General features: G+C 38.7%; 24 protein-coding genes and 1 tRNA gene. 15 read left to right on the forward strand and 10 right to left on the reverse strand.

The genetic code is table 11. The annotated features are described in order from the left end of the window. Positions 1-85 precede the first annotated feature (85 nt). The 8 genes from C4F49_RS03750 (at position 86) to C4F49_RS03785 (ending at position 7,499) form a co-directional block, all read left to right on the forward strand. Entirely contained in the window at positions 86-838 is a 753-nt protein-coding gene (locus tag C4F49_RS03750; protein WP_196934544.1) for a hypothetical protein, read from the forward strand. 353 nt (positions 839-1,191) lie between these two features. Next, positions 1,192-1,794, forward strand: a complete 603-nt coding sequence (locus tag C4F49_RS03755; RefSeq protein WP_196934545.1) for an HD domain-containing protein — start codon at positions 1,192-1,194, stop codon at positions 1,792-1,794. Between the two features lie 87 nt (positions 1,795-1,881). Beyond that, positions 1,882-2,220 carry a hypothetical protein gene (locus C4F49_RS03760; protein ID WP_196934546.1) on the forward strand — a complete coding sequence of 113 codons (339 nt, stop codon included), beginning with the start codon at positions 1,882-1,884 and terminating at the stop codon, positions 2,218-2,220. Positions 2,221-3,732: 1,512 nt separating this feature from the next. Then, entirely contained in the window at positions 3,733-4,086 is a 354-nt protein-coding gene (locus C4F49_RS03765; RefSeq protein ID WP_196934547.1) for a hypothetical protein, read from the forward strand. Positions 4,087-4,159: 73 nt separating this feature from the next. Continuing rightward, a complete protein-coding gene (locus C4F49_RS03770; protein WP_196934548.1) occupies positions 4,160-4,360 on the forward strand; it encodes a hypothetical protein in 201 nt (66 codons plus the stop codon). A gap of 292 nt (positions 4,361-4,652) precedes the next feature. After that, a complete protein-coding gene (locus tag C4F49_RS03775) occupies positions 4,653-4,817 on the forward strand; it encodes a hypothetical protein (protein WP_196934549.1) in 165 nt (54 codons plus the stop codon). A gap of 1,186 nt (positions 4,818-6,003) precedes the next feature. Continuing rightward, on the forward strand, positions 6,004-7,128 hold the full coding sequence (locus tag C4F49_RS03780) for a DEAD/DEAH box helicase (RefSeq protein ID WP_196934550.1): 1,125 nt from the start codon (positions 6,004-6,006) through the stop codon (positions 7,126-7,128). A gap of 50 nt (positions 7,129-7,178) precedes the next feature. Then, the gene (locus C4F49_RS03785) at positions 7,179-7,499 is read left to right on the forward strand and encodes a hypothetical protein (protein WP_196934551.1); all 321 of its coding nucleotides are present in this window, start codon (positions 7,179-7,181) and stop codon (positions 7,497-7,499) included. 88 nt (positions 7,500-7,587) lie between these two features. Here C4F49_RS03785 and C4F49_RS03790 read toward each other — a convergent pair whose 3' ends face one another. The 9 genes from C4F49_RS03790 to C4F49_RS03830 all read right to left on the reverse strand — a co-directional run bounded on the left by C4F49_RS03790 (position 7,588) and on the right by C4F49_RS03830 (position 17,764). Next, positions 7,588-8,049 carry a MaoC family dehydratase gene (locus tag C4F49_RS03790; protein WP_196934552.1) on the reverse strand — a complete coding sequence of 154 codons (462 nt, stop codon included), beginning with the start codon at positions 8,047-8,049 and terminating at the stop codon, positions 7,588-7,590. Positions 8,050-8,173: 124 nt separating this feature from the next. Further along, entirely contained in the window at positions 8,174-10,705 is a 2,532-nt protein-coding gene (locus C4F49_RS03795; protein WP_196934553.1) for an ABC transporter permease, read from the reverse strand. Further along, entirely contained in the window at positions 10,702-11,367 is a 666-nt protein-coding gene (locus C4F49_RS03800; RefSeq protein ID WP_196934554.1) for an ABC transporter ATP-binding protein, read from the reverse strand. The genes C4F49_RS03795 and C4F49_RS03800 overlap by 4 nt, the downstream gene beginning before the upstream one ends. A 20-nt stretch (positions 11,368-11,387) precedes the next feature. Continuing rightward, positions 11,388-12,074, reverse strand: coding sequence for an arylesterase (locus tag C4F49_RS03805; RefSeq protein WP_196934555.1), 687 nt, complete (start codon positions 12,072-12,074; stop codon positions 11,388-11,390). 182 nt (positions 12,075-12,256) lie between these two features. Next, positions 12,257-13,852, reverse strand: coding sequence for a hypothetical protein (locus tag C4F49_RS03810; protein WP_196934556.1), 1,596 nt, complete (start codon positions 13,850-13,852; stop codon positions 12,257-12,259). A 33-nt stretch (positions 13,853-13,885) separates the two neighbouring features. Continuing rightward, positions 13,886-14,056 carry a hypothetical protein gene (locus tag C4F49_RS03815; protein ID WP_196934557.1) on the reverse strand — a complete coding sequence of 57 codons (171 nt, stop codon included), beginning with the start codon at positions 14,054-14,056 and terminating at the stop codon, positions 13,886-13,888. A gap of 687 nt (positions 14,057-14,743) precedes the next feature. Next, positions 14,744-16,399 (reverse strand): ABC1 kinase family protein, encoded by a 1,656-nt coding sequence (locus C4F49_RS03820; protein ID WP_196934558.1) that lies wholly within the window; start codon positions 16,397-16,399, stop codon positions 14,744-14,746. A gap of 7 nt (positions 16,400-16,406) precedes the next feature. Further along, on the reverse strand, positions 16,407-17,072 hold the full coding sequence (locus C4F49_RS03825; RefSeq protein WP_196934559.1) for a hypothetical protein: 666 nt from the start codon (positions 17,070-17,072) through the stop codon (positions 16,407-16,409). A gap of 80 nt (positions 17,073-17,152) precedes the next feature. Continuing rightward, positions 17,153-17,764, reverse strand: a complete 612-nt coding sequence (locus tag C4F49_RS03830) for a WbqC family protein (RefSeq protein WP_196934560.1) — start codon at positions 17,762-17,764, stop codon at positions 17,153-17,155. 76 nt (positions 17,765-17,840) lie between these two features. Here C4F49_RS03830 and C4F49_RS03835 point away from each other — a divergent pair, with 76 nt between their 5' ends. The 6 genes from C4F49_RS03835 (at position 17,841) to C4F49_RS03860 (ending at position 23,817) form a co-directional block, all read left to right on the forward strand. Next, the gene (locus C4F49_RS03835) at positions 17,841-18,707 is read left to right on the forward strand and encodes a lysophospholipid acyltransferase family protein (RefSeq protein ID WP_196934561.1); all 867 of its coding nucleotides are present in this window, start codon (positions 17,841-17,843) and stop codon (positions 18,705-18,707) included. Beyond that, positions 18,704-19,738, forward strand: coding sequence for a glycosyltransferase family 2 protein (locus tag C4F49_RS03840; protein WP_196934562.1), 1,035 nt, complete (start codon positions 18,704-18,706; stop codon positions 19,736-19,738). Before C4F49_RS03835 ends, C4F49_RS03840 begins: the two co-directional genes overlap by 4 nt. Positions 19,739-19,822: 84 nt before the next feature. Continuing rightward, positions 19,823-21,841, forward strand: coding sequence for an NAD-dependent DNA ligase LigA (ligA, locus tag C4F49_RS03845; protein ID WP_196934563.1), 2,019 nt, complete (start codon positions 19,823-19,825; stop codon positions 21,839-21,841). A gap of 36 nt (positions 21,842-21,877) precedes the next feature. After that, a complete protein-coding gene (dapA, locus tag C4F49_RS03850) occupies positions 21,878-22,759 on the forward strand; it encodes a 4-hydroxy-tetrahydrodipicolinate synthase (RefSeq protein WP_196934564.1) in 882 nt (293 codons plus the stop codon). 171 nt (positions 22,760-22,930) lie between these two features. Continuing rightward, the gene (locus C4F49_RS03855) at positions 22,931-23,272 is read left to right on the forward strand and encodes a YegP family protein (protein ID WP_196934565.1); all 342 of its coding nucleotides are present in this window, start codon (positions 22,931-22,933) and stop codon (positions 23,270-23,272) included. A gap of 278 nt (positions 23,273-23,550) precedes the next feature. Continuing rightward, entirely contained in the window at positions 23,551-23,817 is a 267-nt protein-coding gene (locus tag C4F49_RS03860; RefSeq protein ID WP_196934566.1) for a hypothetical protein, read from the forward strand. A 114-nt stretch (positions 23,818-23,931) separates the two neighbouring features. Here the strand turns inward: C4F49_RS03860 and C4F49_RS03865 are convergent. Continuing rightward, positions 23,932-24,016, reverse strand: a tRNA-Ser gene (locus tag C4F49_RS03865). A 62-nt stretch (positions 24,017-24,078) separates the two neighbouring features. Here C4F49_RS03865 and C4F49_RS03870 point away from each other — a divergent pair. After that, positions 24,079-25,128 carry a patatin-like phospholipase family protein gene (locus C4F49_RS03870; protein WP_196934567.1) on the forward strand — a complete coding sequence of 350 codons (1,050 nt, stop codon included), beginning with the start codon at positions 24,079-24,081 and terminating at the stop codon, positions 25,126-25,128. Positions 25,129-25,152 lie beyond the last annotated feature (24 nt).

The raw sequence follows: 25,152 nt of genomic DNA on the forward strand, positions 1-25,152 counted from the left end.
CTTGTTAACTTAACAATTTAGCTAAAGCAACGAAATACAAACTTAATAGCAATTGTAGATTTTTGTAAAAATTTAATTTATAGCTATGAAAACCTTAACCAAGAAAAATTATTCTTTTAGTATAAAATACATATCACTTTCTTTCTTGTGCATTCTTTGCTTTTCATTTAAGAAAAAGGAACAACAAAATCAAAATTGGTCTTATATTCATAGCTTCACAGTAAATGATTCCTTGGCGCTATTTAGTGCTGACACCCTTTATCAAATAAATCATTATCTACTTAAACGGATAAAAACAAGAAGCTTTCATACGAAGATTGATAGCCTAGGAAATAAAACAGAACGGAGATATGATGATATCAAATCCATAGAAGTGATAAATATTGAAACAGATAGCGTCTATATATTTTCGATACAAAATGGAGATACGACTTTATCTAACACCAAAATCTATTCATCGAAAGAACTACAATTTGGGTTTGACATTAATCAATTGAAAGATATTCCGCATAAAATCGCTTCAAATGATTTTGTGATGAATTCAAAAAAAGACACTATTTTGAACCTATACACCCTTAATCTTGCCAACAGGGATTATAGCATGACTTTGCTTATTAATAGCAATATACAATCGCCCTATAATATATCGATACAAGATGAAAATAAAAATACAATCAATGGAGCTTTAACAGAAGTGCAAAATCACAGTGCCAACGTAGTATCTAAAGATAAATTTGACTATATACCCTCTGTCCCACATGATAAAATTATGTTATTCGAACGATTAAAATTTATTGCTAACAAGAATAGCTTGAACATCAGTATCTCTACTTTGTAATAACCCATCTTAAACTGGTTCTATCTGACTATTAATTTCATATTTTCAATCCTAATTTCGCTTAATGTTAATTTTATAAACAAATGCATTTTTAAGTATAGATAGAGCGTCAATTCCAGCTAATACACTATTTCTTTCAAAGCATATTTTAGTACAATAGCACTAAAAAGCCACTAATAAATCGAAAGTGCCTCCGCATCAGTTGAAAAACTGCACTTTTCGGCTTCCGATATGAAAAAGTTGACCAGCTGCGCAAGTTACTTTTCGTGATTCCTTAATCTGAAAAAAAATTATTCCTCTTTCTCTCCTTTTGAATAAAGCTATATTTGTAATCACCGTTTGATTTTAGAAAAATGCCATCAGAAAATTTAAGTAAACAGATTGCCTTTATCAAAGAAATTGATAAGCTTAAATACATACAGCGAAAAACAAGGCTGTTAAATAGCGAACGCCAAGAGAATGACGCCGAGCATAGCTGGCATCTGGCGGTTATGGCCATTATTCTTGCCGAACATGCCAATCATGCCGTTGATATGCTAAAGGTCGTCAAAATGGTTTTGATCCATGATCTTGTCGAAATTGATGCCGGAGACACCTTTATCTACGACAGCCAAAAGAACCATAGCAACAGCGAAGCCGAACGCATAGCAGCCGAACGTATTTTCGGATTGCTGCCCGAAGAACAGGCCGCAGAATTAATTGATATCTGGGAAGAATTTGAAGCGGGGAAAACCGAGGAAGCCAAATTTGCCCGATCAATGGATCGGCTAGAACCGCTATTGCAAAACACGTCCAATAACGGCGGCACCTGGAAGGAATTCGATGTGCCTTATGAAAAAGTGTACGAAAAGAAAAAAGTCATCAAAGAAGGATCCGACCGCCTTTGGAACTTTGCAGAACAACTGCTTGATGAAAGCGTAGAAAAAGGTATTTTAAAGAAGGATGCACCGCAATAGGCCTTGTATTTTACGAGGCTAATATATTTGCAGCTATTAAAAAATCTACGGAACTTTAATAAACATTGAATCTAAATTATAAACAAAATGAAATTTATAACATTGATACTATTTCTACTGTTTCCCCTTTTAGGCTACACACAAATTGATGTAAGTAAAGCTACAACCGAGGTCACAAAAGATCTTACGCTACCGACACGTAAAGATGCTGGTAAAAAAGAACTAGTTGGTAAATACACTTTTGTTGTAGAGCTTGACGGTTCAGCAAGCACAGTTGCAGTAAAAGATAGCATGGGATTTGGTATTGATGAAGATATTGTAAAAAAGCTATCGCAGGCAAAAGGCTGGAAAGTCGCTGAAGTTAATGGAACACCGACACGAATTTCCTATAATCTACCAATTCGGTTGGTTTTACCAAAGAAATAGTGTAGAAAATAGGCAAATACTATCCAATTTACGCTATTCAGGATGTTCCGAAGGGTCATCCTGAATGTCTGATAAAGTCGGATTTGTAATCCGCTCTAGACTCATTATTACTTTGTCATTCCGAACTCGGTTCGGAATCTCGGTAGGTAAGTAAATCTTAGAAATGCTGAAATAAGTTCAACAGGACGTTAATCCGCATCGTCATTCCGAATTTGTTTCGGAATCTCAAACGAAGAGATGCTGAAACAAGTTCAGCATGACGCAAATACGCTTACAGCTAAAGCCTATCGCCAATCGCCAGAAAACTTCACGCTATTCAGGATGTTCCGAAGGGTCATCCTGAATGTCTGATAAAAGCGGATTTGTAATCCGCTCTAGACTCATTGTCGGGATTGCAAATCCCGTTTATCTATAGTTCGACATCGCCCTCCGGAAGATATCGAACAGCGGTTTTCAAATTCAAAAGTAAAAAGTAAAAATTCAAAAGTAAAAAATCCTTTCTGCGTGTTAATAGATTCGTCATTCCGAACTTGGTTCGGAATCTCAAACAAAGAGATGCTGAAACAAGTTCAGCATGACGCAAATACGCTTACGGCATAAAGCCTAAAGCTTATGGCCTATCGCCATCACGCTAGCGCACGCGTTTCGCGTGTGAAAAAAAATTTCCGTTTAGTAGCCGGCTTACAGCCGAAGGCTTATCGCCCTTTGCAAAAACCTCAATTTCTTAAAATGAAAAACTTTCTATACAAGAGAAGAAAACAGTTAACCCAAACGGAATTTTAGGTTAAAAGTTCGCGAAGAAACAAAATTCGGCCGCGAATGATGGATATAAGTCGCGGCAAAATCATGATCAAGAAGAGATTTATCTTGATCTTTTTCTTTATGAACATTCGCCGGCGCGGCTGAAATCTTATTTTAAAGCAAATGAAGGACGTTCAGTCCCACCGCAGAGAAATACATCGTAGAATTAAGGAAATTTATCCCGACGTTTTCTCTTTATAGTTCGGATTGATCAGCGTCATTTTTAACTACATCCTATTAAAGTTTAAGATAATATCAATAAACTTTCGACTTTTACTCTTCATTCGCGGCTTGAAGAGGATAAAGTCCAAGCAAATTTCTTATTTTCTCCACGAAAGAGCCTTCTTTCTGGACAAGATAAAGTGCATGTTCGACTAAATAGAAAACCTTCGCCTCAGGACGAAGATAAATTTACGCAGGAAGAAGATACCGCTCGGTAAATTTTTCTTTCCGATGCCTATTAAATCAATCTATCCGCCTATTCTTATCGTTTGCTTTGCCACCTAAACCCTTGCCCCCCACCGGCTGCCTATTATTCCTATAAAGATTAGCTTCGCCTAAAGCTTATCGCCTCTAACTTGTGCATCTTATTTCTACAAATTCATTCATTTGCACAGCAAAAACTTCGATTAACTTCATATTGGTTCAACGCTGATTTGCAATAGGTTACAGAGATCCGTAAACTTGTTATTCATTTTAAATTTTATAAAAATGTCAAAAAAATTAAAAATCAGTTATTCGTTCTTTAAGAATACGGATCTGAACGCTTTTGCGAAGAGCGTCGTTGCTTCGCTAACTGGAAATGCAAATTTCCCTACCGCCCAAGACTTAGTGGACACACTAAGTGAGGCTCAAGTTGCTTTTGGAAATGCTTGCACAGCCGCTTTATCGCGCGATCGGAATAAGATCGCCCAGCGCAACACCTTGCGAACAGATTTATTGACTTGCTTAAGCTCCTTAGCTAGCTTGGTAAGTTCTATTGCACAGGGCGATGAGGAGAAGCTGGTCAGCTCTGGTTTCGAGGTGATTTTTCCGACCCACCACACCACCATGGCCTCCTTATGATTTTAAGGTAGAGCCAGGTGTTCTGCCTTGGTCTCTAATCGCCAGCGCTAAAAAGCCTGTCAGTGCGCTTATTATGATCCTGCAGTATACTGCTGATCCGATCGATGATTCCAAACCTGTATCTTGGGTCGACAATTACAGTTCGACCAGCAAGTTTGAGTTGTTGGATCTGCCAGCCAATGAGCGCCTAAATTTCCGTATGAAAGCTTTAGGCACCCGCGGAAAGGTATCCTTCTCCACAATTATCAACCGGTCAACTAATGGATATTCGTAGGTGAAGGAGCGCTTAATGGATTGCAGCAATGATGGTATTCAGGATATTTGCCCTTTAAATTCTGAATACCATTGTTTATTTTATTGAAAAATTAAAAAGTAAAAAATCAAAAGTAAAAAATCCTTTCTGGGTGTTAGTTGATTCGTCATTCCGAACTCGGTTCGGAATCTCAAACAAAGAGATGCAGAAACAAGTTCAGCATGACGCAAATGCGCTTACTGCCTAAAGCCTAAAGCTTATCGCCTAATTTTTTCAAATTCAAAAGTAAAAATTCAAAAGTAAAAAATCCGTTATGGGTGTTAATTACTTCGTCATTCCGAACTCGGTTCGGAATCTCAAACAACGAGATGCTGAAACAAGTTCAGCAGGACGCAAATACGCTTACGGCCTAAAGCCTATCGCCATCATCACATCAGCTAGCGCACGCGTTTCGCGTGTAAAAAAACTTTCCTTTTAATAGCAGGCCTAAAGCCTAAAGCTTATCGCCTACAGCCGGAAAACTTCACGCTATTCAGGATGTTCCGAAGGGTCATCCTGAATGTCTGATAAAAGCGGATTTGTAATCCGCTCTAGACTCATTGTCGGGATTGCAAATCCCGTTTATCTATAGTTCGACATCGCCCTGCGGAAGATGTCGAACAGCGGTTTTCAAATTCAAAAGTAAAAAGTAAAAAATCCTTTCTGCGTGTTAATAGATTCGTCATTCCGAACTCGGTTCGGAATCTCAAACAAAGAGATGCTGAAACAAGTTCAGCATGACGCAAATACGCTTACCGCCTAAAGCCTATCGCCATCATCACATCAGCTAGCGCACGCGTTTCGCGTGTGAAAAAACTTTCCTTTTAATAGCAGGCCTAAAGCCTAAAGCTTATTGCCATCATCACCTAAAAAAAGAATCTTCGTTGCACTCAGATTGACAACGCAACAGCCCAAATCCTTGTTCCTTATTCTTTGCTCCTTACTCTATTTAAAGAGATGCTGAAACAAGTTCAGCAGGACGCAAATACGCTTACGGCCTAAAGCCTATCGCCATCATCACATCAGCTAGCGCACGCGTTTCGCGTGTGAAAAAACCTTCCAATTAATAGCCGGCCTACGGCCTAAAGCTTATCGCCAATCGCCAGAAAACTTCACGCTATTCAGGATGTTCCGAAGGGTCATCCTGAATTTCTGATAAAAGCGGATTTGTAATCCGCTCTAGACTCATTTTCGGGATTGCAAATCCCGTTTATCTATAGTTCGACATCGCCCTACGGAAGATGTCGAACAGCGGTTTTCAAAGTAAAAATTTTTTCAAATTCAAAATTCAAAATTCAAAAGTAAAAGATCCGTTATGGGTGTTAATTACTTCGTCATTCCGAACTTGGTTCGGAATCTCAAACGAAGAGATGCTGAAACAAGTTCAGCATGACGCAAATACGCTTACGGCCTAAAGCTTATCGCCTACAGCCGGAAAACAACAGTTTCCCCTTCGGGGGTTAGGGGGAATCCTTGCTCCTTGTTCTCTTCTCCTTTATCAACTTTTTAATTTCCTCAATAATCCCCCTTCAGGGGTTAAGGGGAGTCATCACTTCCTTCACCTTTATCACCTCCTACAGCCCAAACCCATAATATTTGCTTAGTTTTGTCGAAACGAAATGTATATGTCTTTTGAATCTTTAGCTTTAGCGCCTTCCTTAGTAAACACCGCAGCTCATCAGCAATTTAATGAGCCTACGGCAATCCAAAATGCAGCTATTCCTGCTATTTTGGCTAACAAAGATGTGCTAGGAATCGCTAAAACGGGAACAGGAAAGACTGCTGCTTATGTTTTGCCGATCCTATCTGGTCTTCAAAACGATAATTCAGTCAAGAATCGGCATGTCACTACATTGGTATTGGTTCCGACACGCGAATTGGCTGTTCAGGTCAAAGATGTTTTCGAAGTCTTTAGCAAAGACCTACCGCAGCGGATTAAGACACTCGCTGTATACGGTGGCGTTTCGATCAATCCTCAAATGATCGGTTTGCAAGGTGTACAGGTGTTAGTTGCTACGCCAGGACGGTTATTGGAATTGCTGGAATCAAATGCTGTTTATCTATCGAGCGTCAAGACGCTGGTCATGGATGAAGCGGATAAACTGCTTAACCAAGAGTTTAAAGCTGAAATCGACAAAATCCTTGCCCTATTGCCAAAAAAACGTCAGAATATCCTATTCTCTGCGACCTTAAGTCCTAACCTGGATCAATTGCAAAGCATGGTATTGAATGAACCTACGATAATCAAAATTGAGCAGGCGGAAGAATTCATAGATTCCATTGAGCAGATTGCATACCTTCTTTCTCCTGAGAAAAAAGGCCCGTACCTAAGGCATTTAATCGAAAAACACGCGATGAAGCAAGTATTGGTCTTTGCTTCGTCGACACATCAAGTGGATTCAATCGTCCATAAATTACGCAAAAATAAAATTGATGCCCGGGCAATGCATGGCCAAAAAAGCCAAGGCTCTCGTACGGAATCCCTGCTGTTATTTAAGACAGGGAAATTAAAAGTGTTAGTTTCTACGGATTTAATGGCACGTGGTATAGATATTATCGAGCTGCCTTTTGTAATCAATTACGAATTGCCGCGTTCGCCCAAAGACTATGTGCACCGCATAGGACGGACAGGACGCGCTGAGGCGAATGGTTTGGCAATATCCTTAGTGACTTTGAATGAGTTGCACCACTTTGGCGTTATCCAGAAGAAGATGGGCAAAACCGTCGAATTAATTGATATCGAACGATAAGTCAGATTATTTATAAACAAAAAGGAATAAACTGTACTTTTACACGAATTATGGGTTACGCAAAAGAAAGAAAAAAGCTGGAGAAGCTTTCCGAGAAAATCACAGGTTTAGGACATTACGACGGTAAAAATTTAGAGATTATCACCGATATCTTTGAGCAATATTCGCACACGACCAGAATATTAAAAAACAAAGATCCCGAACATTTTAATGAGCTTTACCTCAATGAGCTTCAAGAAATAAAGGAGCAGAAAAAGGCATTAAAACTGACAACTGATGAAGGCGAGCGAGACAGTCTTTTCTTGACGTATAAAGAATCATTGTCCAATGCGCTAACCAAAACAATCCAGGTCATCAGCGAAATAAAATAGTTTACGCTATACACGGCAGGGGTTTATTTTTAATACAATCATTAAAAATAAACCCCTGCTCATTTTTTGTAAATCTTATGCTATGCGCTTAATCATTAAAGTGGTATAGAAAAATAACATCGCCAACATAAGCCGGTTTCGCGCTATCTTTAATGTTGAGCGTCGCTTGAATAATCACTTTCACCGTTCCCCTTAGATTCAATACCGTTTTCACTTTTGCGCTCAGCTGTACCTCACTATTCACCGTAACCGCTACGCCAAATTTAAAATTTTCGATACCGTAGTTAATCTCCATTTTCACATTCCTGACTTCTGCAATTTGTTTCCAAAGGTATGGGATAAGCGAAAGCGTTAAGTAGCCATGTGCTATGGTCGACTTGAATGGCCCTTCCTTTTGCGCTCTTTCTTCATCGGTATGTATCCATTGATGGTCTAAGGTGGCATCAGCAAATTTATTGATCTGTTGTTGATCGATCAAATGCCAGCTGGACACGCCCAATTCTTTGCCTTCGTAGGATTTGTAATCCTCGTAATTATTTATAATTAACATATTCAGTAGGTTAAGTAATCTATTTTATAAATCCCTTTTCTATTTTTCTTTAACATCCTTTTTATTGGAATAATTGCTGATTCCAACTTTTTCTAAGTTACTATTTTAAACGTTAGTTTAGGTACTAATCTCTTCGTAATACCTCCAATGGCGGACTATTCAATACCGACCGGCTATTCAGCATGCCGATTAAAATCGTTAGTGCCGAGACTGCCAAAGTAAGCAAGATAATCACTGCAAATGACGGAATAAATGTCGTTTCGAATACAAAGACGGCCAATAAATTGCTAGCAAGCAATGCAATGATTACTCCGGTTATTGAAGCTAATATTCCTAAAAATAAATATTCACTGACCGTAATGGTTAAAATCTGTTTTCTGCTAGCTCCTAAGGTTCTTAATAGCACATTTTCTCGGATACGTTGAAACTTGCTAACCCTGACGGAAGAAATCAACACAACAACCCCAGTAAGAATACTGAAAGCACCAATAAATTGAATAACAAATCCAATCTTTTTTAGAATATCATCCAAAATGCTTAGCACCGTATTGATGTCGATAACAGAAACATTTGCAAATTGCTTCACAACCGCTTGCTGATAAGCCGAAGATTTTTGCTCGTCTCCTATTTTTGTCATGAGCAAATAAGTTTGAGGAGCTTGGTCGATTGCGCCTTTGGCAAATACCACTCTAAAATTCGATTGAAAGCGGTTCCAATCCACTTCCCTAAAACTGCTGACCACCGCCGGAACGGATACTCCCTGCACGTTAAACACCAATTTATCGCCTATCTTTACGCCTGTTTCCTCAGCGTAATTTTTATCGAAAGAAACTTGCGCGGTCTCACCGTCGGCAACTTGTCCGACCCATTTACCCGCAGTTACTTTTTCAGCCTGCGTCAATGAATCCCGGTAGGTAGCTCTGATCTCGGAACGGAAGATCCGGCCTGAAATCGCTGAGGTAGTATCCTTGGAAACATCGCTGCTTTTTAAATCATTGATCGAACTGATTTGCATAGTCACAATCGGAACTTCATCCATAATCGGCAATCCCATATCTAGAGTCAGTTGTTTGAGCGAATCAATCTGCGAAGTCTGAATATCGAAAAGCACCATGTTGGCTTGGTTTTCGGATGATGCCATTTTCACGCGTTGCAGAAGCATATCCTGAACGAAGAATAAAGTAGCTATCAAAGCGGTTCCGAAGCCAATTGAAATCAGCAGGACGATGGTTTGGTTGTTGGGTCTATAGAGATTTGACAATCCTTGCCTCCATACATAAGGCCAACCCGACGGAAAATATTTTTTAACTAGGAACGTAACGCCATTGGCCACGCCATACAATAAGAAAAACGTGATTCCGATTGCTAGCGTAAAGAACAGCGTCTGCACCCAATCATTTAATTGCAGCCTCGCGAAGCCGACAATAAACGCCACGATCAATGCATAAATCAACCAGCGAAATTTGTCTTTCCACAGTTCTTCCGGCTGATCGCTGACGCGCAATGAATTTAATGGGGAAATATGGCGAACTGAAATCAAAGGCAACAAAGCGAATAATACGGCAATGACAACTCCCAGACCGATTCCTTTGCCTATCGCAGCCCAAGATATTGCGCTGCTTAGCGCAACAGGAACAATATCCTGCATAACCAATGGAATCAGGTATTGAATCAGCGTACCTAAGATTGCACCGACTAATCCGCCTAAAAATCCAATGGCAGCAAATTGAATCAGAAAAATATAAAAGGCCTGTCTGGAACTAGCGCCAAGACATCTTAAAATCGACACAGAAACCAATTTTTCGCGCACATAAATATGCACCGCACTCGACACGCCGATACAACCTAAAAGCAAAGCCACAAAACTGACTAATTCCATAAAACTGGCCATATCGGAAAACGATCTTCCTGTATTTTCCTTCGTGGTCGAAATCGTTGCGCTTTGCAATTGCAATTCGGTTAACCGATCTTTAAGGCCAGTCATCAATTCATCGACAGGATACCCTTTCGGAAATTTAAAGTAGTAGTGATATTCTATCCTGCTTCCCGCTTGCTGAAGACCACTATTGGCAAGTGCTTCCAAAGGAACAAAAACAGTGGGTGCCATAGCGCCACGAATAGCCGTTTGACCCGGTTGGGCAAGTAGCGTTGCGCCTATATTAAACTGATTCAAACCCAACTGGACGCGATCACCTGCCTGCGCATTGAATTGCATCATTAAGGTTTTCTCAACCAATACTTCCTTTTTGTTTTTGAAATCAGCATACACATGATCTGGCGAAGTTTCTACTTCCCCGTAAAACGGAAAGTCGCCCGATATCCCGCGAACTTGAACAAAACGCGACCCATCATCCTTCAAGAACCTAAGCATGGACATAAAGCGTTCTTCTTTAGCCATATCTTCACTTAATCCTTTGATCGAATCGATAAAAGCCAACACATCTTCATCGGGTTTGCGCCGGCTCTCCAATTCGAGATCAGCACCGATCAATTGCGCAGCTTGAAGATCAATATCTCGCTTTAGATTATCATTAAATGAATTCATTGCGACCAGAGAAGCAATTCCTAAAATAATCGACGAAATAAAAAGAAATAAGCGCGAGCGATTTTTTCGGCTATCGCGCCAAGCCATTACAAATATCCAGCGCCAATTCATACAACAACACCTCCTTTAATAGGGATGATGCGCTGTGTCTTGGCTGCCAGTTCCATATCATGCGTCACCAAAACTAAAGTCGTTCCGGATTCGCGGTTAAGCTGAAAAAGCATTTCTTCAATAATGACGCTATTTTCTGCATCAAGATTTCCCGTGGGCTCGTCAGCAAAAAGAATTTTAGGGTTATTGGCGAATGCCCTAGCTAGAGATATGCGCTGTTGTTCGCCGCCGGAAAGCTGTGAGGGATAATGGCCTGCTCTTTCGGACAATCCTACCCTATCGAGCAATTCCATAGCCGTGCTTTTTCCGTTTTTGATACCATGCAATTCCATCGGAACCAATACATTTTCAAGTGCTGTCAATGTAGGCAACAATTGAAAATTTTGAAAAACAAATCCGACATCTTTATTGCGCACTTGCGCCAATTGGTCTTCGCTTAATCCGTTAAGCTCTATCCCGTTCAGGACAATACTCCCATTACTGCATTTATCAAGTCCAGCACATAAGCCGAGCAGCGTAGTTTTGCCACTTCCCGAAGGACCGACTATGGCCGCCGTTGCGCCTGCATCAATGCTAAAACTTATATTTTTTAAAATGGCAATCTCTTGATTGCCCAATTTATAGTTTTTCGAAACGTTATTTAGTTGTAAAATAGCTGACATGTATGGGTGGTATAGTATGATTAAAGCAAAGGTTGTAGAACTGGCCAAACATTATCCGCTAAGATAATCTGCCCTTCAGTTGTAGGGTGTACGCCGTCTTCTTGATTTAGATTGGCTAAGCCAGCAACATTCTCCAAAAGAAACGGAACTAATGCCATGTTGTACTCTTCGGCAAGACGCGGATAAATGGTTTCGAAATCTTTGAAATATTGATTTCCCATATTAGGTGGCACTTTCATTCCTGCTAGGACTAATTTGCAATCTGGGTACGCGGCCAATACTTTATCTATAATGCCTTTTAAATTTTCATAGGTCGAATTCACAGATAAACCTCGCAAGCCATCGTTTGCTCCTAGTTCTAAAACGAATACATCAATTGGCTGTTTCAGCAACCAATCGATCCGTTCATTGCCGCCAGCACTCGTCTCGCCGCTCAATCCAGCATTTATGCATTGGTAAGGAAGTTTTAAGGAATCAATCTTTTGTTGGATAAGTGCCGGAAATGCTTCCTCTTGGGTTTCTAATCCGTAGCCAGCAGTCAGGCTATTTCCGAAAAACAAAATATTTTTTATTGCCGATTCTTTCGATGTACTATCTGTTGTGTTATTTCCATCGGAGTTTGTCGTAGTACCTGAGCCTCCGCTGTTGCAAGACGTAAAAAACAGAGCAACAACCAGTAGATTCAGATAGCTAGTTAATTTAATCATATATCAATTTTAATCTATTATATCTTATAAAGATATTGATTAAACTTTTTGTTTGTGTAAAATTTGAAATATGCTCAAATTATTACTTTAAAATAACTTTATTTTACTGTGGAGAAGAAACTAAAAAAGAGGGAAACCGAAATCCCCCTCTTTAAATCAACTATATAAAATAATTTTTAGCGTTAGTTACAGGAGATTTTTGTTTTTCCCGAACCTTTTCCTACGATAAATGTTCTGCCATCCACCAGTTGGGTAACTTTCACTGTGTTGGTTCCTGTTCCACTCCATGGGAATGTATTGAATGTATTGCCATTAAATAATTCTAATTCATAAAGCGGGCCTCCATTAACTTTACTGCCAAACATTGTCACTTCTCCAAAGCGGCTAATCACAATTTTAACTAGTGGTTTCGCTTCCGTTCCTTTCATATTATACACTGCCGCAATATCATCACCTCCTTGTGTATTTGAACCCTCATAACGGCTTCCATCTTTAAATCGGATATTTTGAGATGATGAACCATTCACTCGCTGAAATTGAATCTCTTTGGTAGCTAACTTAACGCCATTAACTTCCATGTTAAATGCATTATCCAATTCCGTGATATCAAACAAAAAGCCATAATCTGCTCCAGGTGCAGTAATTGTTTTACTGATTGTCTCACCGTTCTTGTAAAATGTATTCCCAATATAAATTCCCACCTCACCCCAAAAATTCTTTGATTGAGGATATCTCCAGTTCAAGCCGTCAGCTCCAGAAACATCTTTTGTACAAGTCTTGAAATTAAGGTTCAAGTTGTATTTATAGCCTGGCTTAACCTTTAGATTCGCAACATTGACATTGGATTTAGTTTCCCCATCAATTGTAATAGACCCGAAGTTTAATGAGCCTGTTGTCGAACTCGGATTGATTAACATCGTTGCCACGCTAGTTACACTACGCAAACCTTTAGTTCCTAAACTTGGAAAGGTAACCGATGCCCCATTTTTATTTTCTCCATTATAGGTGATCTTATCATCTTCAAGACTAAGCGTAGCCGTGCTATGCGTAGGTTTCATAACGGCGCTTGCAATTTTTGTAAATGCACCGGTGGTATTGGGATCCATCGTCATCACGGTCGTAATCTCGCTAAACTGATGTTTTAAAACAACATTCAAGTTAGTAACCCCGAATTCAATTTTTAGCTTCGTTTTGAAATACATTAAATCCGCGCTGACCTGATCAATCTTTGCCGTTGACAATTTATTCTTATTTACCAAATTGGGTAAAGCGGATGAATTGTTAATGGAATAAGCTACAAACGTGTAGTTTTTTCCAGCATACAATGTTATTCCTCCAGTTGTGGATTCATTTCCGTAGGTATACGATTTCTCCGTGACATAATTTCCCTCATCTGAATAGACAACAACGTTATATTTTACACCTTTGGTCAAAGGTACTTTTCCTGTTGTAGCAACTTTCCCACTCGAAGCTAATAAATTTCCAGTTGACGAAGCATTGCTTGTAAGCGAAACACCAATTGTGCTGCTATTACTGAATGCGATCGTTGCAGGAACGTCTGAGGTTAAATTTGAACTCACTTTAGAGTTTTTAGTGCCTGCTAGTAAGATTTCTTCGACGTTGGAATCTACACTCACCATCGATACGTTAACAGTCGCTTCGCCAGCTTCCAATAAAGTTTCTTCGGAATTCTGACAAGACTGCAGGGTAAGAAATAAAATAGCAAATGCCGCAAAAACCAATTTGGGTTCGATCGGGATGTATTGTTGTTTTTTCATATCTAATGTTCTTTAGAATTTTTAGTCAAGGAATTACCAATTAATAGTTCTGTTGTCATCGCTATCTATTTTCCACTCTTCATGGACTACACCGTTACTATCTGTTGGAACAACAGTAGCGGAGCCAGTTGCAATCCCTTGTTCCAATTCCACTAAGGAGATATCCATTGTTGGAGATTTATAGGGTAATAGGTCATTTCTCATGTGATTATTAGTTAAATTTTAGGGGGTTGATTGATAAAAGAAATTCCAGGCGATTTTTGGCAATCGATATAGCGAACGCATTTTTAAAATCCTGAAAATTTCCTGATTTTTTAAATTAAAATGCGTAGACTAAAAAAATGGTATTAGAATTAATTATAATTGTATTAGAAAATTTAATTCCTAAAGGTTTTTTATGGAAGACAGCAAGGCGCTCCATTTTAATTAATTTATTCATTTTGGACAGTTTTGGTGGTTGATTTTATTGGTTACAAAACTCCAAAATTTTCAATAGAGCAAAATAAAATTAAATTTAGTTGTAGTGATGTTGCTACATGATTTAGAAGGGAAAATCTGTAAAGTGCTCATTAGCATTTCTTTGAAATTAATTATATTAATTTAAATGTAGGTGTTCAGCTACAAGGAATTAACCTTTAAGTAACAGAATCCTATGAATATTTTGCTTACATATTCAGGATTTTAGAATTTCGCGTAGCGAATTCCACTAAAAAGAAATACCTGAAGCGGGGAACTCCAGGTATTTACCAAACCAATTATTAACCTAAATTATGAAATTATGAATCTCAATATTATACACTAAAAACGCAGCTATTTGAGAATTAGTATGTACTCAAGAAAATAAATGAAATTTTAACGTATTTTTAACTTTATTTAATAAAATTGAGCTGTTTACTTAGATTTCAGCACATTTATTAACAGTATGGTGGAAATCACGAAGCTGACCAAAAAGCCCAGCCAAGATAAAATCGGCATTCCCCATAAGAGATAGCCAACTCGTCCATGCGCCAAAATACTTGCTCCTACACCGAATGTCATGGCCAAAATGGAAAGTAAAAATTTATTTCCTAGACGATATAGATTTAACAGCAGGCTTTCGAAATCAACAATTTTATGCTTCAACAGCAATTTATCATTTTTCACTTTATCTAAAATAGACAGCAAATCTGTTGGCACTTCCGAAACGATATCTTTCAGCAGTTTTGCTTTCTCGATAATTTCCTCTTTCAAATGTTCAGCAGAAAGCCTTTCCTTCGCTATTTTCTTAGCAAAAGGCCGAATGCTATTCGGAATATTTAAATTGGCATCCAACTGCCTTCCTGTTCCCTCCAAAATTGACACGCCTCTCAAAAGCAAATACACAAAGTCAGGCATCAAAATGTAATTTTGTTGCAGAACGGTATTCAGCTTATCCAACATGACCGCAATATTGATATCCTTCAAGCTGTTTTGTTCGATTAAATAGAAGATTTCAAAGACATCCCTCGTGAGTTGTCTTTCATTTTCAATATGATGGACTACAGCCAATTTTTTAATGTTGCGAATAAGTCCTGGAGCATCATTCATTAAAAAATTAATGACCATTCCTTCAATCAGCTTTCTGTCGTAGGGAATCATCAAGCCCATCGAACCGAAATCAAGAAAAACAATCTGCCCTTTAGCATTGACAAACATATTTCCAGGGTGAGGGTCGGCATGGAAAAAGCCGTGAACCAACACTTGTTCCAAGTATAAATCAAGGCCATTCTGAACAATGGATTTCGGATAAAGTCCCATTTTTTCCAAACTATCCAAATCATTTATTTTGACTCCGTCAATAAATTCCATACAGAGAATCCCATCGGAGCAATAAGTCCGATAGATTTTTGGAACATAGATATTCGGATTGCCTTGAAAGTTTTTACGGAACTTTTCTATGTTATTCGCCTCGTTAGTGAAAGACAATTCTTGCATTAAGGAACTTTCAAAAGACGATACGATGGCATACAAATTCATTTTTTGAATGATTTCATATTTCTTCTCGAGAAATTGAATTAAATCCTTGATAAACGAAATGTCCGCGCGGATAACCTCTCGGATGCCGGGTCTTTTAATTTTAAGGATGACAGGCGTTCCATCAATTAACGATGCCCGATAGACCTGAGCAATCGATGCTGCTGCAATCGGTTCAGGGTCAATGTAGGAAAAATGAGCATAGACGTCTATCTTAAATGCTTCCTCAAGCAATTTTTCGACCTGTAATTTCTCTGCTGGAATAGTGTCTTGGAGTTTTTCCAATTCCAAACGCAATTCATCCGGAATAATATCCGGCCGATTGCTCAGCAATTGTCCTAACTTAATAAAAGTTGGGCCTAATTCTTCAATCGCTAAACGAACACGGACATTAAAATCCTGTTCAAATAATGTCTTCGTATACGTATTCCATGATAAAACCGAGTCGGGAATGACTCGGTCAATGTTACTTCTCGAAAGCAGTTCATCGAAACCATATTTTGATAAAACCTGAACTATTTTTCCAACTCGTTTTATTCTATCAAAACCGAACATACGCTTCTTATTCTGGACTACTTCTTGTGATTACATCTACTACCTTGTCGCTAAGCCGTGTAATATCCGACTTCAACCCTACCATTAACGTTAAAATTGAAACAGGATTGCCCTGAAGCTTCTTAAAATTATACAGATAGCCTGCTTCAAATCCTAAAAAGAATCCGTTGAATTTGTAATCAGAGCCAAAACCGATTTTCACGCCCGGCGAAATGGAATATTTGTTTTCGATCATTGTCATACCCGAGGCGGCGTCATCCTGCGCTCTAGGTTCCGTAATTAATCCGACGACTGGACCAGCGTAGCCATACGTATTTAAGCGGTCGTATTGCTTTCTGATTCCGCCAGCGAAACTCAACATATAAAAACTCGACCGACCGTTCTCAATCATTCGGTTGTATTTCGTATCATCGACCAGCTGGTCATAATCAAATGACATCAGATACAGGGTCGGCATTAAATAATATTTCGGATTTTTCAATGAAATATCCAAGCCCATGCTCCCCGTAAATAATTTTGGCGACAATACTTTATTAGTTTTTCCTAACGGAAATGCTAGACCAGTGCCTCCAAAATAATAAACTTTGCGATAATGAAGCGTATCCGCTCCTTGTTGCGCAAATAAAGTGCTGGACGAAAGTACCAATAACGCGAGTAATGTAAAAAGTTTCATTGATTTCTTAATTTACAGACAAAACACCTGTTTTCATCATTATGTTTTAAAACAGCAGATTTAAATTTGTAGTAATTTAGCTACAAAAAGTTTTTGCTCTGCGGCCCTTGGTTACATAACAAATCTAAGATACTCAAATTCGGAATAAATCCCTGTCTATCTTCAAAAACCTGATGATAGGGCTTAATGCTGTCAATATCGAGAACCTGCTTTGGGTGAATGCCCCTGCGATAGTCAATTTCTTCTGTATTGTACGGCTCAAATGTTTCGGAAAAACTTACTTCTCGTTTGATTTTCAGCATCTTCAAAAATAGCTTTACTTGCTGTGCATTATAATCCACCAGATATTCAAATTTGTTTTCGTAGAAATAATTCAAGTCATCTTCATAATATTCAAAATAAGCCGAACTTCTGTAAGCTGTTTGAATACTTTGCCAATGCAAACGTTGCCAAGGATGGTCGTCCGAAATTTTTACATCCTTCATGGGAATATGCGTTTTCCGTCCATGAAGTATCGGGACAAATAATTCCAAAATTCCATTCGCTGTTCCGATGCGCGTCCTCGTTCTATACGTTTGTTTGGGATAATGTTCAGATTGGTCAATCACTATCTCATCAGGCTGTTGGACAATCGCCTGAAAGTAAGAAATCGGGGGCATATAGTAAGCGGGCAGTAGTAATTTTCCTTGCATTTTGAGAATTAATCTTGTATTCGTTGTGCAAAAATAAACTTATTTAAGATATTTGTACAGAATGTCAATCGCTTTAATGAAAGAAAAAACCTTATCAGCTTTATTATTTATAGTATCCTTGCTCCCCTTTTGGTTTTTGTATTTCCTATCGGACATTCTTTACGTATTGATTTACTATGTTTTCGGCTATCGCAAGGCCGTTGTTTTTGATAACCTGCGAAATTCTTTTCCTGAAAAAGATGAAAAAGAAATAAAAAGCATTGCCAAAAAATTCTACAAATATTTTCCTGATTTAATTGTCGAAGCGATTAAAATGAAATCCATAACGGAAAAACAGGTCAGGGAAAAAATCGAATTGCTAAATATCGAAGAGGTCAATGATTATTTAGACCGAGGAATAGCGGTTATCGGCGTAACGGCACATTATTGCAATTGGGAATTGGGAATCCATACCATGTCCTTAATGAATGACAAGCCCAAATTAGTTATCTACAAACCATTGAGCAACAAAACTTTCAATGATGTGTATAACGAAATGCGCACGCGCTTTGGGGCAACCATGGTTCCCATGAAACAAATTTTAAGGCATCTGGTTAAATTGCGCGGAACACCGAACTTTAGCATTTTCGTAGCCGACCAAACTCCTGTCTATCAAGATTCGGATTATTACTTGGAGTTTCTGAATCAAGAAACGCTGGTTTACACAGGTGTCGAACGCTTAGCCAAATTGACGAATAGCCCGGTTGTTTTTTGTGAAATCAGAAGAAAGCCCCAGCGTGGTAAATATTATTGTAGATTCACTACCTTAGTCGAAGACCCATCTCTTTGCGAACCTCATGAAATCACCAAAATGCACAATGCATTTACCGAAAGGATTATTCAAGAGGAGCCTCAATATTGGCTTTGGTCGCACAGACGCTGGAAAAGAAAACGCAGAACATGAAACAGTACCCAAAAGTAGCTGTTGTTATTCTCAACTGGAACGGAAAATTCTTCTTGCAAAAATTCCTTCCTTCGGTCTATAACAGCAGTTATCCAAATATAGATTTTATCATAGGTGACAATAATTCAACAGATGACTCCCTGGAGTTTGTCAAAGCGAATTACCCTACCCTTCGTATTATTCAGAATAGCGAAAACTTAGGCTTTGCCGGAGGCTACAATGAGATCTTAAAACAGGTTGAAGCCGATTATTTTGTCTTGCTGAATTCGGATGTCGAAGTCACGACAAATTGGATTGAACCAGTTATTGAATACCTGGAAGCAGACAATAAACGTGTTGCGGCGCAACCAAAAATTTTGTCATTTCATAATAAAGGATTTTTCGAACATGCCGGCGCCGCTGGAGGAATGATTGATGCTTATGGATTTCCATTTTGCCGCGGGCGAATGATGCATGAAGTTGAACAGGACAATGGGCAATACAATGATAACTGTGAAGTCTTTTGGGCTACAGGTGCGGCATTATTTATTAAGTCAAAAGCTTGGAAAGAAGCTGAAGGTTTTGATGCTGATTTTTTCGCGCACATGGAAGAAATCGATTTATGCTGGCGATTAAAGAAAATGGACTACAAAATTGGATACGTGCATAATTCCACCGTTTATCATGTTGGCGGCGGCACATTAAACACGAGCAATCCGCAAAAAACGTATTACAATTTTAGGAACAACTTGGTTATGCTCCAAAAGAACCTACCCTTCTGGTCAGCTATCTATATTATCTTCTTACGATTATGGTTTGATTTGGCTGCCATATTTAAATTTATTGCCGATGGCAAAGGAAAAGATGCCTGGGCAGTTAGCCGTGCACATCAATATTTTTTTCTGAATTTCTTTAAAAATGCGCGCAAACGGAAGCACTATACCCAACGTGAGAATAAAATCGGCCTATATAATCATTCGATGATTATGGACTTTTACATGAACAATATCCACAAATATTCTGATTTAGATAAAAATAATTTCACAAAGTAAACAACTTACCGAATTATATATACAGCAACTCATAAAGCGCCAAAGGCTGTTTTTTTAGGGGAATAATTTGTAATTTCGTAGCCTATGTCGCTAGAGATTCAACACAAGATGAATTCCCTTATCGAGGAGTTAAACGCTTACAGTTACCAGTACTACGTCTTGGCCGAATCTGCTATTTCAGATTATGACTTTGACCAAAAATTGAAGGAACTGGAAGCGCTGGAAGCGGCATATCCCCAATATTTAAACGCGAATTCACCTACACAAAAAGTCGGTGGAGATTTAACGAGCAAATTCGAAACGGTTCGCCATCGATGGCCCATGCTGTCTTTGGGAAATACCTATAGCCAGGAAGAACTGACCGACTTCGATACCCGCGTACGTAAATTAATTGGAGACGATGTCCGCTATGTTTGCGAATTAAAATTCGATGGCGTATCGATTTCCATCACTTACGAACAAGGAAAATTAGTTCGGGCGGTTACTCGAGGTGACGGAGTTCAAGGAGATGATGTGACGAAGAATGTCAAAACAATCCGCAGCATTCCTCATCAGATTACTGTTCCCGAATTGCCTGACAGCTTCGAAATCCGTGGTGAAATATTTATGCATAAAGCTGCATTTGTGCGCTTAAACGCGGAACGCGAAGAAAATGAAGAACAGACCTATGCGAATCCACGTAATTTTGCGGCTGGCACATTAAAACTTCAGGATTCCAAAGAGGTTGCAAAACGTCCTCTCGACTGTTTTCTATACTTTTTATATGCCGAGAACAGAAATCAGCTGTTTCATTCCCATTGGGAAAGCATCCAAGCCTTAGAGCGCTGGGGATTTCCAACTTGTAAACATACTGCACGCTGTCAGAACATGAGTGAGGTTTTTGACTTCATCAATTATTGGGACAGCGAAAGACATAATCTATCGTACGACATTGACGGAATCGTTATCAAGGTGGATGAATATGCGCAGCAAGAAGAACTTGGCTTCACTGCAAAATCACCGCGATGGGCAACGTCTTACAAATTTAAAGCCGAACGTGTCGAAACTATCCTGGAAGATGTGAGCTATCAAGTTGGCCGCACTGGAGCTGTGACTCCCGTAGCACATTTGAAGCCCGTCTTACTTGCCGGCACAACCGTAAAAAGAGCATCGTTACACAATGCGAACGAAATCGAACGTCTGGATTTATATTTTGGAGATACTGTTTTTGTAGAAAAAGGTGGTGAAATTATCCCAAAAGTTTTGGGAGCGAATGTTGACAAAAGACCAGTTAACGCGCAGAAAATAATCTATCCTTCTGAATGTCCGGTCTGCCATACAGCATTGCAGCGAAAAGAAGGCGAAGCCATCCATTATTGTCCCAATGAAACGGGATGCCCACCACAAATTGTTGGGAAATTACAACATTTTATCGGCCGGAAAATGATGGACATTATGGGTATGGGTGACGAAGCGATTGAAACATTTTATAAACATGGATTGTTGCGGAATATTTCAGACATCTATGCGTTAAAAGACCATCAAGAAGATTTGGTGAATATTGAGCGATTAGGAAAAAAATCGATTCAGAATATGCTTCAAGGCATTGAAGATTCAAAAAATAAACCTTTTGAAAAATTTCTTTTTGCTTTGGGAATCCGATACGTTGGTGAGACCGTTGCCAGAAAATTAGCCATTCATTTCAAAAATTTAGATGCGATTGCGCAAGCATCCTTAGAGGATATTTCGAGTGTTCCGGATATGGGCGAAAGAATCGCCGAATCTGTATTTGGTTATTTCAGAAATGAAGTTCACTTAGAAGAAATCGAAAGGCTTCGTCAGGCAGGGCTCCCCTTTTCCATTATTGAAAAAGAAATTATTTTAAATAGCAGCAATCTCGAAGGTAAAACGTTCTTGATTTCTGGGGTTTTTCAGAATTACTCACGTGAAGAACTGACCGCTTTAATTGAATCACATGGTGGTAAGATGCTTAGCGGAATATCAGCAAAGCTTAATTACCTCGTAGCAGGAGATAAAATGGGACCTTCAAAATTGGTGAAGGCCGAAAAACTAAAAGTACCGCTTATTTCAGAGCAAGAGCTACTTGATTTAATCGGCGAATAAATACATAGCAAAGAATACATAACACAATAAAAAATAATGAACGAGTTTCATGGCGCTGGAGTTGCATTGGTCACTCCTTTTCATACAGATGGAAGTATAGATTTTGAATCTTTAGCGAATTTGATTGATTATCAAATTGCTTCTGGCATGAATTATTTGGTATCGTTGGGAACAACCGGCGAAACCGCAACATTAACCGCTGAGGAAAAGTCGGCTGTATGGGAATTTACATCCAAACAGGTGAATGGACGCCTGCCTTTAGTTGCTGGTATTGGCGGAAATAATACATTAGAAGTTGTCAAACAAATCAAAGAATTTGCAATTGAAGGATATTCGGCAATTCTTTCCGTATCACCCTATTACAACAAGCCTACTCAGGAAGGGATTTATCAGCATTATAAGGCAATTGCTGAGGTCAGCCCTTTGCCTATTATTATGTATAATGTTCCAAGCCGTACAGGAAGCGTGGTATCTGCTGCAACGACCGTTCGTTTGGCTCGAGATTTCAAAAATATTGTGGCAACAAAAGAAGCTTCTGGAAATTTTGCGATTTTCAGCGAAATCTTGCGCGATAAACCTGAAGAATTTTTATTGATTTCCGGAGACGACCCTATTACATTGCCAATGATGGCGTTAGGTGCGGTTGGTTTAATTTCGGTTGTTGGAAACGCATTGCCAAAAGAAGTTTCTGACTTAGTACGTTTATGTAGTGAAGGAAATTTCGCTGAAGCGAAAGGTATTCACGAACATTTACTAAAAATCATTGATTTGTGTTTTGTGGATGGAAATCCTGCTGGTGTTAAATATGCTTTGCAAAAGATTGGTGTCGGACAAGACACGCTAAGACTCCCTTTGGTTCAAGTGACATCAGCTACGAAAGCGGCTATTGAAAACGAACTACTTTCTTTTGGGAAATAGCTAGAAATTTAGAAATAATGTATAGAAATGGAGCCCATTGATGGGCTCCATTTTTTTTTGTTTAAAAATCCCCAAACAAGTTCTAAAAACGGAATATATTTCTTTGAAATAAAATATTTGCATTATACTTTAAAAATTAATAAATTAGCCTATTGCATCCAACTTATGCTCATGGGTAAGTTTATCATTTTAAACGGCGCAAATAATGATTTTCAATTCTTTCTAAGGAGTAAGAATGGGAGAATCATATTGACAAGTGAGAGCTTTCCGACCAAATCAGACTGTTTAGATGCCGTAAAACAAGTCCAGATTAACTCCAATCTAAAACAGAATTTCGAATCAGCGACTAATTCAATAGGATACCATTATTTCAACATTAACGACTCAAACGGGAAAAGGCTTTGTTATAGCGGTTTTTACGTTTCCGCAGGAGTTAGAGACCGCGGAATTGGTTTTATTATCGACAATGCAAAAAGCGCGACAATAGAAGACCAGACGACCGCAGCGGATTAATTCTTTCTCTTCTCTATTTGAAATAATTTTTTTGAAATCATAAATAAAATTTTCGATTCTCGAATCACAAATTTGAATTAACTTAAAATGCGCACTGGATAAATACCTACTAAATAATTTATTTATCTTATTGATAATTATAATAAAAGACCCTAAATTTATGTAGCGTTTCGGCCACAAACCATAGGATGGTTTTATGCTTGCTAACTTTTACTATTACACTTTATTGTTTCAAAAACAATAATCCATCTACTAAGGAAATCATAGTATTGAAAAACATGGAATATATAGTTATTATTCTGATTTTTATCGTCAATTATCTTTTGTGGAGGTATTTATTCTACTCTATACTTTTAGGGATTCTAAATCTTCCAAGATACTTTAGGCTGTTCGTGGTATTGATATTTTTCCTCTTAATCCCCTATGTCACTTTACTTATGATTTTTGATGTTTTCAATTTAAATCAATCCATCGTTGTGAATCCGATGGTAAATTTCATCATGGTCTATGTCGCAATGGCGAGCTACAGAAGTCTTGCAAATTAAAATGAGTGGGCATCACTTGAAAAAGGAACGGAGCTACCGTCAAAACAAATTTGACCGACCAAAAAGAGCATAAACTAAAACAGGAATTCCAAAAGAAATTCCTGTTTTAGTTTGCGGAGAGGGCGGGATTCGAACCCGCGGTACCGTTAAGTACACACGCTTTCCAAGCGTGCTCGATCGACCACTCTGACACCTCTCCGAATGGGTTTGCAAATATAAATTATTTTTCTAATTTTAAGTGGACAAATCACAAAAATTAGCATGAAAAGAATTTTATCGATTGACGGAGGTGGTATTCGTGGTATCATCCCAGGAATGTTTTTGGTCGCACTTGAAAAGCGCCTTCAAGACACTTCTGGCAATCCTCAAGCGCATCTTTCTGACTATTTCGATTTCTTCGCCGGAACAAGTACCGGAGGAATTCTGACCGCTTTGTTATTAAGCCCATCTAATGAAAACCCAACAAAACCTAGGTTTTCCGCACAAGAAGCAGTGGATATTTACATCAACCACGGAACAGAGATTTTCTCAACAAGCAATTGGCGCCGCTTTTTAAATCGCTTCGGCTTATTGAGCGAATTGTATAATGCAGGAACTTTCGAAAAAGTATTGCTGGATTACTTCGCTGATTCAAAATTGAGCGAATTGATTAAGCCGAGCATTTTTACAGCCTATAATATTGAGCTCCGAAAAAACCATCTTTTCCGTCAGCAGAAATCCATCTCGCATGGAGATTCACGAGATTTCTATTTGCGTGATGTTTGTCGGGCAACAGCCGCTGCACCGACTTATTTTTCCGTAGCAGAAATATTTTCCATATCCAATACGCGATACACGCTTCTCGATGGGGGAATGTTTGCTCATAACCCATCCATTGTAGCATTGCTCGAGGTGCTGAAAACATTTAAGACATTTAAAATTGATGACATCCACATCCTATCTTTAGGAACAGGAGCAACAAAAAAATCGTATGAGTACGAAGATTTCAAAAAAATGAGAAGTATTTCCATAGGACCTGCTTTGGTCGACATCGTAACGAGCAGCGTATCGGAAAGTAATGACTATTTCCTGAAACAGCTTTTTAGTTCCGTCAAAAGATCTGGCAATTACAAACGCATCGAACCTCATAACTTGTCTTCCATAGACCCTGCAATGGATGCTGCATCAAAAACAAATATACAGCGCATTATTTCCTTAGCCGATAAGATGATTAGTGAGAACGAACATGAGCTTGATTTGCTTGCGGAAGATTTGGTTAAAGATCAAAAAAATAGAAACGATAATTCTATGTGGCGTTTTTTGAAGAATTGATCTTAAACCTTACATTTACGCAAA

The sequence above is a fragment of the Sphingobacterium hungaricum genome (assembly GCF_015210005.1).
Taxonomy (GTDB): domain Bacteria; phylum Bacteroidota; class Bacteroidia; order Sphingobacteriales; family Sphingobacteriaceae; genus Sphingobacterium; species Sphingobacterium hungaricum.

Bases quoted from the DNA above. Each gene is read 5' to 3' on its own strand.
- C4F49_RS03750 (WP_196934544.1), top strand. From the start codon at position 86: ATGAAAACCTTAACCAAGAAAAATTATTCTTTTAGTATAAAATACATA.
- C4F49_RS03755 (WP_196934545.1), top strand. From the start codon at position 1,192: ATGCCATCAGAAAATTTAAGTAAACAGATTGCCTTTATCAAAGAAATT.
- C4F49_RS03760 (WP_196934546.1), top strand. From the start codon at position 1,882: ATGAAATTTATAACATTGATACTATTTCTACTGTTTCCCCTTTTAGGC.
- C4F49_RS03765 (WP_196934547.1), top strand. From the start codon at position 3,733: ATGTCAAAAAAATTAAAAATCAGTTATTCGTTCTTTAAGAATACGGAT.
- C4F49_RS03770 (WP_196934548.1), top strand. From the start codon at position 4,160: ATGATCCTGCAGTATACTGCTGATCCGATCGATGATTCCAAACCTGTA.
- C4F49_RS03775 (WP_196934549.1), top strand. From the start codon at position 4,653: ATGGGTGTTAATTACTTCGTCATTCCGAACTCGGTTCGGAATCTCAAA.
- C4F49_RS03780 (WP_196934550.1), top strand. From the start codon at position 6,004: ATGTCTTTTGAATCTTTAGCTTTAGCGCCTTCCTTAGTAAACACCGCA.
- C4F49_RS03785 (WP_196934551.1), top strand. From the start codon at position 7,179: ATGGGTTACGCAAAAGAAAGAAAAAAGCTGGAGAAGCTTTCCGAGAAA.
- C4F49_RS03790 (WP_196934552.1), bottom strand. From the start codon at position 8,049: ATGTTAATTATAAATAATTACGAGGATTACAAATCCTACGAAGGCAAA.
- C4F49_RS03795 (WP_196934553.1), bottom strand. From the start codon at position 10,705: ATGAATTGGCGCTGGATATTTGTAATGGCTTGGCGCGATAGCCGAAAA.
- C4F49_RS03800 (WP_196934554.1), bottom strand. From the start codon at position 11,367: ATGTCAGCTATTTTACAACTAAATAACGTTTCGAAAAACTATAAATTG.
- C4F49_RS03805 (WP_196934555.1), bottom strand. From the start codon at position 12,074: ATGATTAAATTAACTAGCTATCTGAATCTACTGGTTGTTGCTCTGTTT.
- C4F49_RS03810 (WP_196934556.1), bottom strand. From the start codon at position 13,852: ATGAAAAAACAACAATACATCCCGATCGAACCCAAATTGGTTTTTGCG.
- C4F49_RS03815 (WP_196934557.1), bottom strand. From the start codon at position 14,056: ATGAGAAATGACCTATTACCCTATAAATCTCCAACAATGGATATCTCC.
- C4F49_RS03820 (WP_196934558.1), bottom strand. From the start codon at position 16,399: ATGTTCGGTTTTGATAGAATAAAACGAGTTGGAAAAATAGTTCAGGTT.
- C4F49_RS03825 (WP_196934559.1), bottom strand. From the start codon at position 17,072: ATGAAACTTTTTACATTACTCGCGTTATTGGTACTTTCGTCCAGCACT.
- C4F49_RS03830 (WP_196934560.1), bottom strand. From the start codon at position 17,764: ATGCAAGGAAAATTACTACTGCCCGCTTACTATATGCCCCCGATTTCT.
- C4F49_RS03835 (WP_196934561.1), top strand. From the start codon at position 17,841: ATGAAAGAAAAAACCTTATCAGCTTTATTATTTATAGTATCCTTGCTC.
- C4F49_RS03840 (WP_196934562.1), top strand. From the start codon at position 18,704: ATGAAACAGTACCCAAAAGTAGCTGTTGTTATTCTCAACTGGAACGGA.
- ligA (WP_196934563.1), top strand. From the start codon at position 19,823: ATGTCGCTAGAGATTCAACACAAGATGAATTCCCTTATCGAGGAGTTA.
- dapA (WP_196934564.1), top strand. From the start codon at position 21,878: ATGAACGAGTTTCATGGCGCTGGAGTTGCATTGGTCACTCCTTTTCAT.
- C4F49_RS03855 (WP_196934565.1), top strand. From the start codon at position 22,931: ATGGGTAAGTTTATCATTTTAAACGGCGCAAATAATGATTTTCAATTC.
- C4F49_RS03860 (WP_196934566.1), top strand. From the start codon at position 23,551: ATGGAATATATAGTTATTATTCTGATTTTTATCGTCAATTATCTTTTG.
- C4F49_RS03870 (WP_196934567.1), top strand. From the start codon at position 24,079: ATGAAAAGAATTTTATCGATTGACGGAGGTGGTATTCGTGGTATCATC.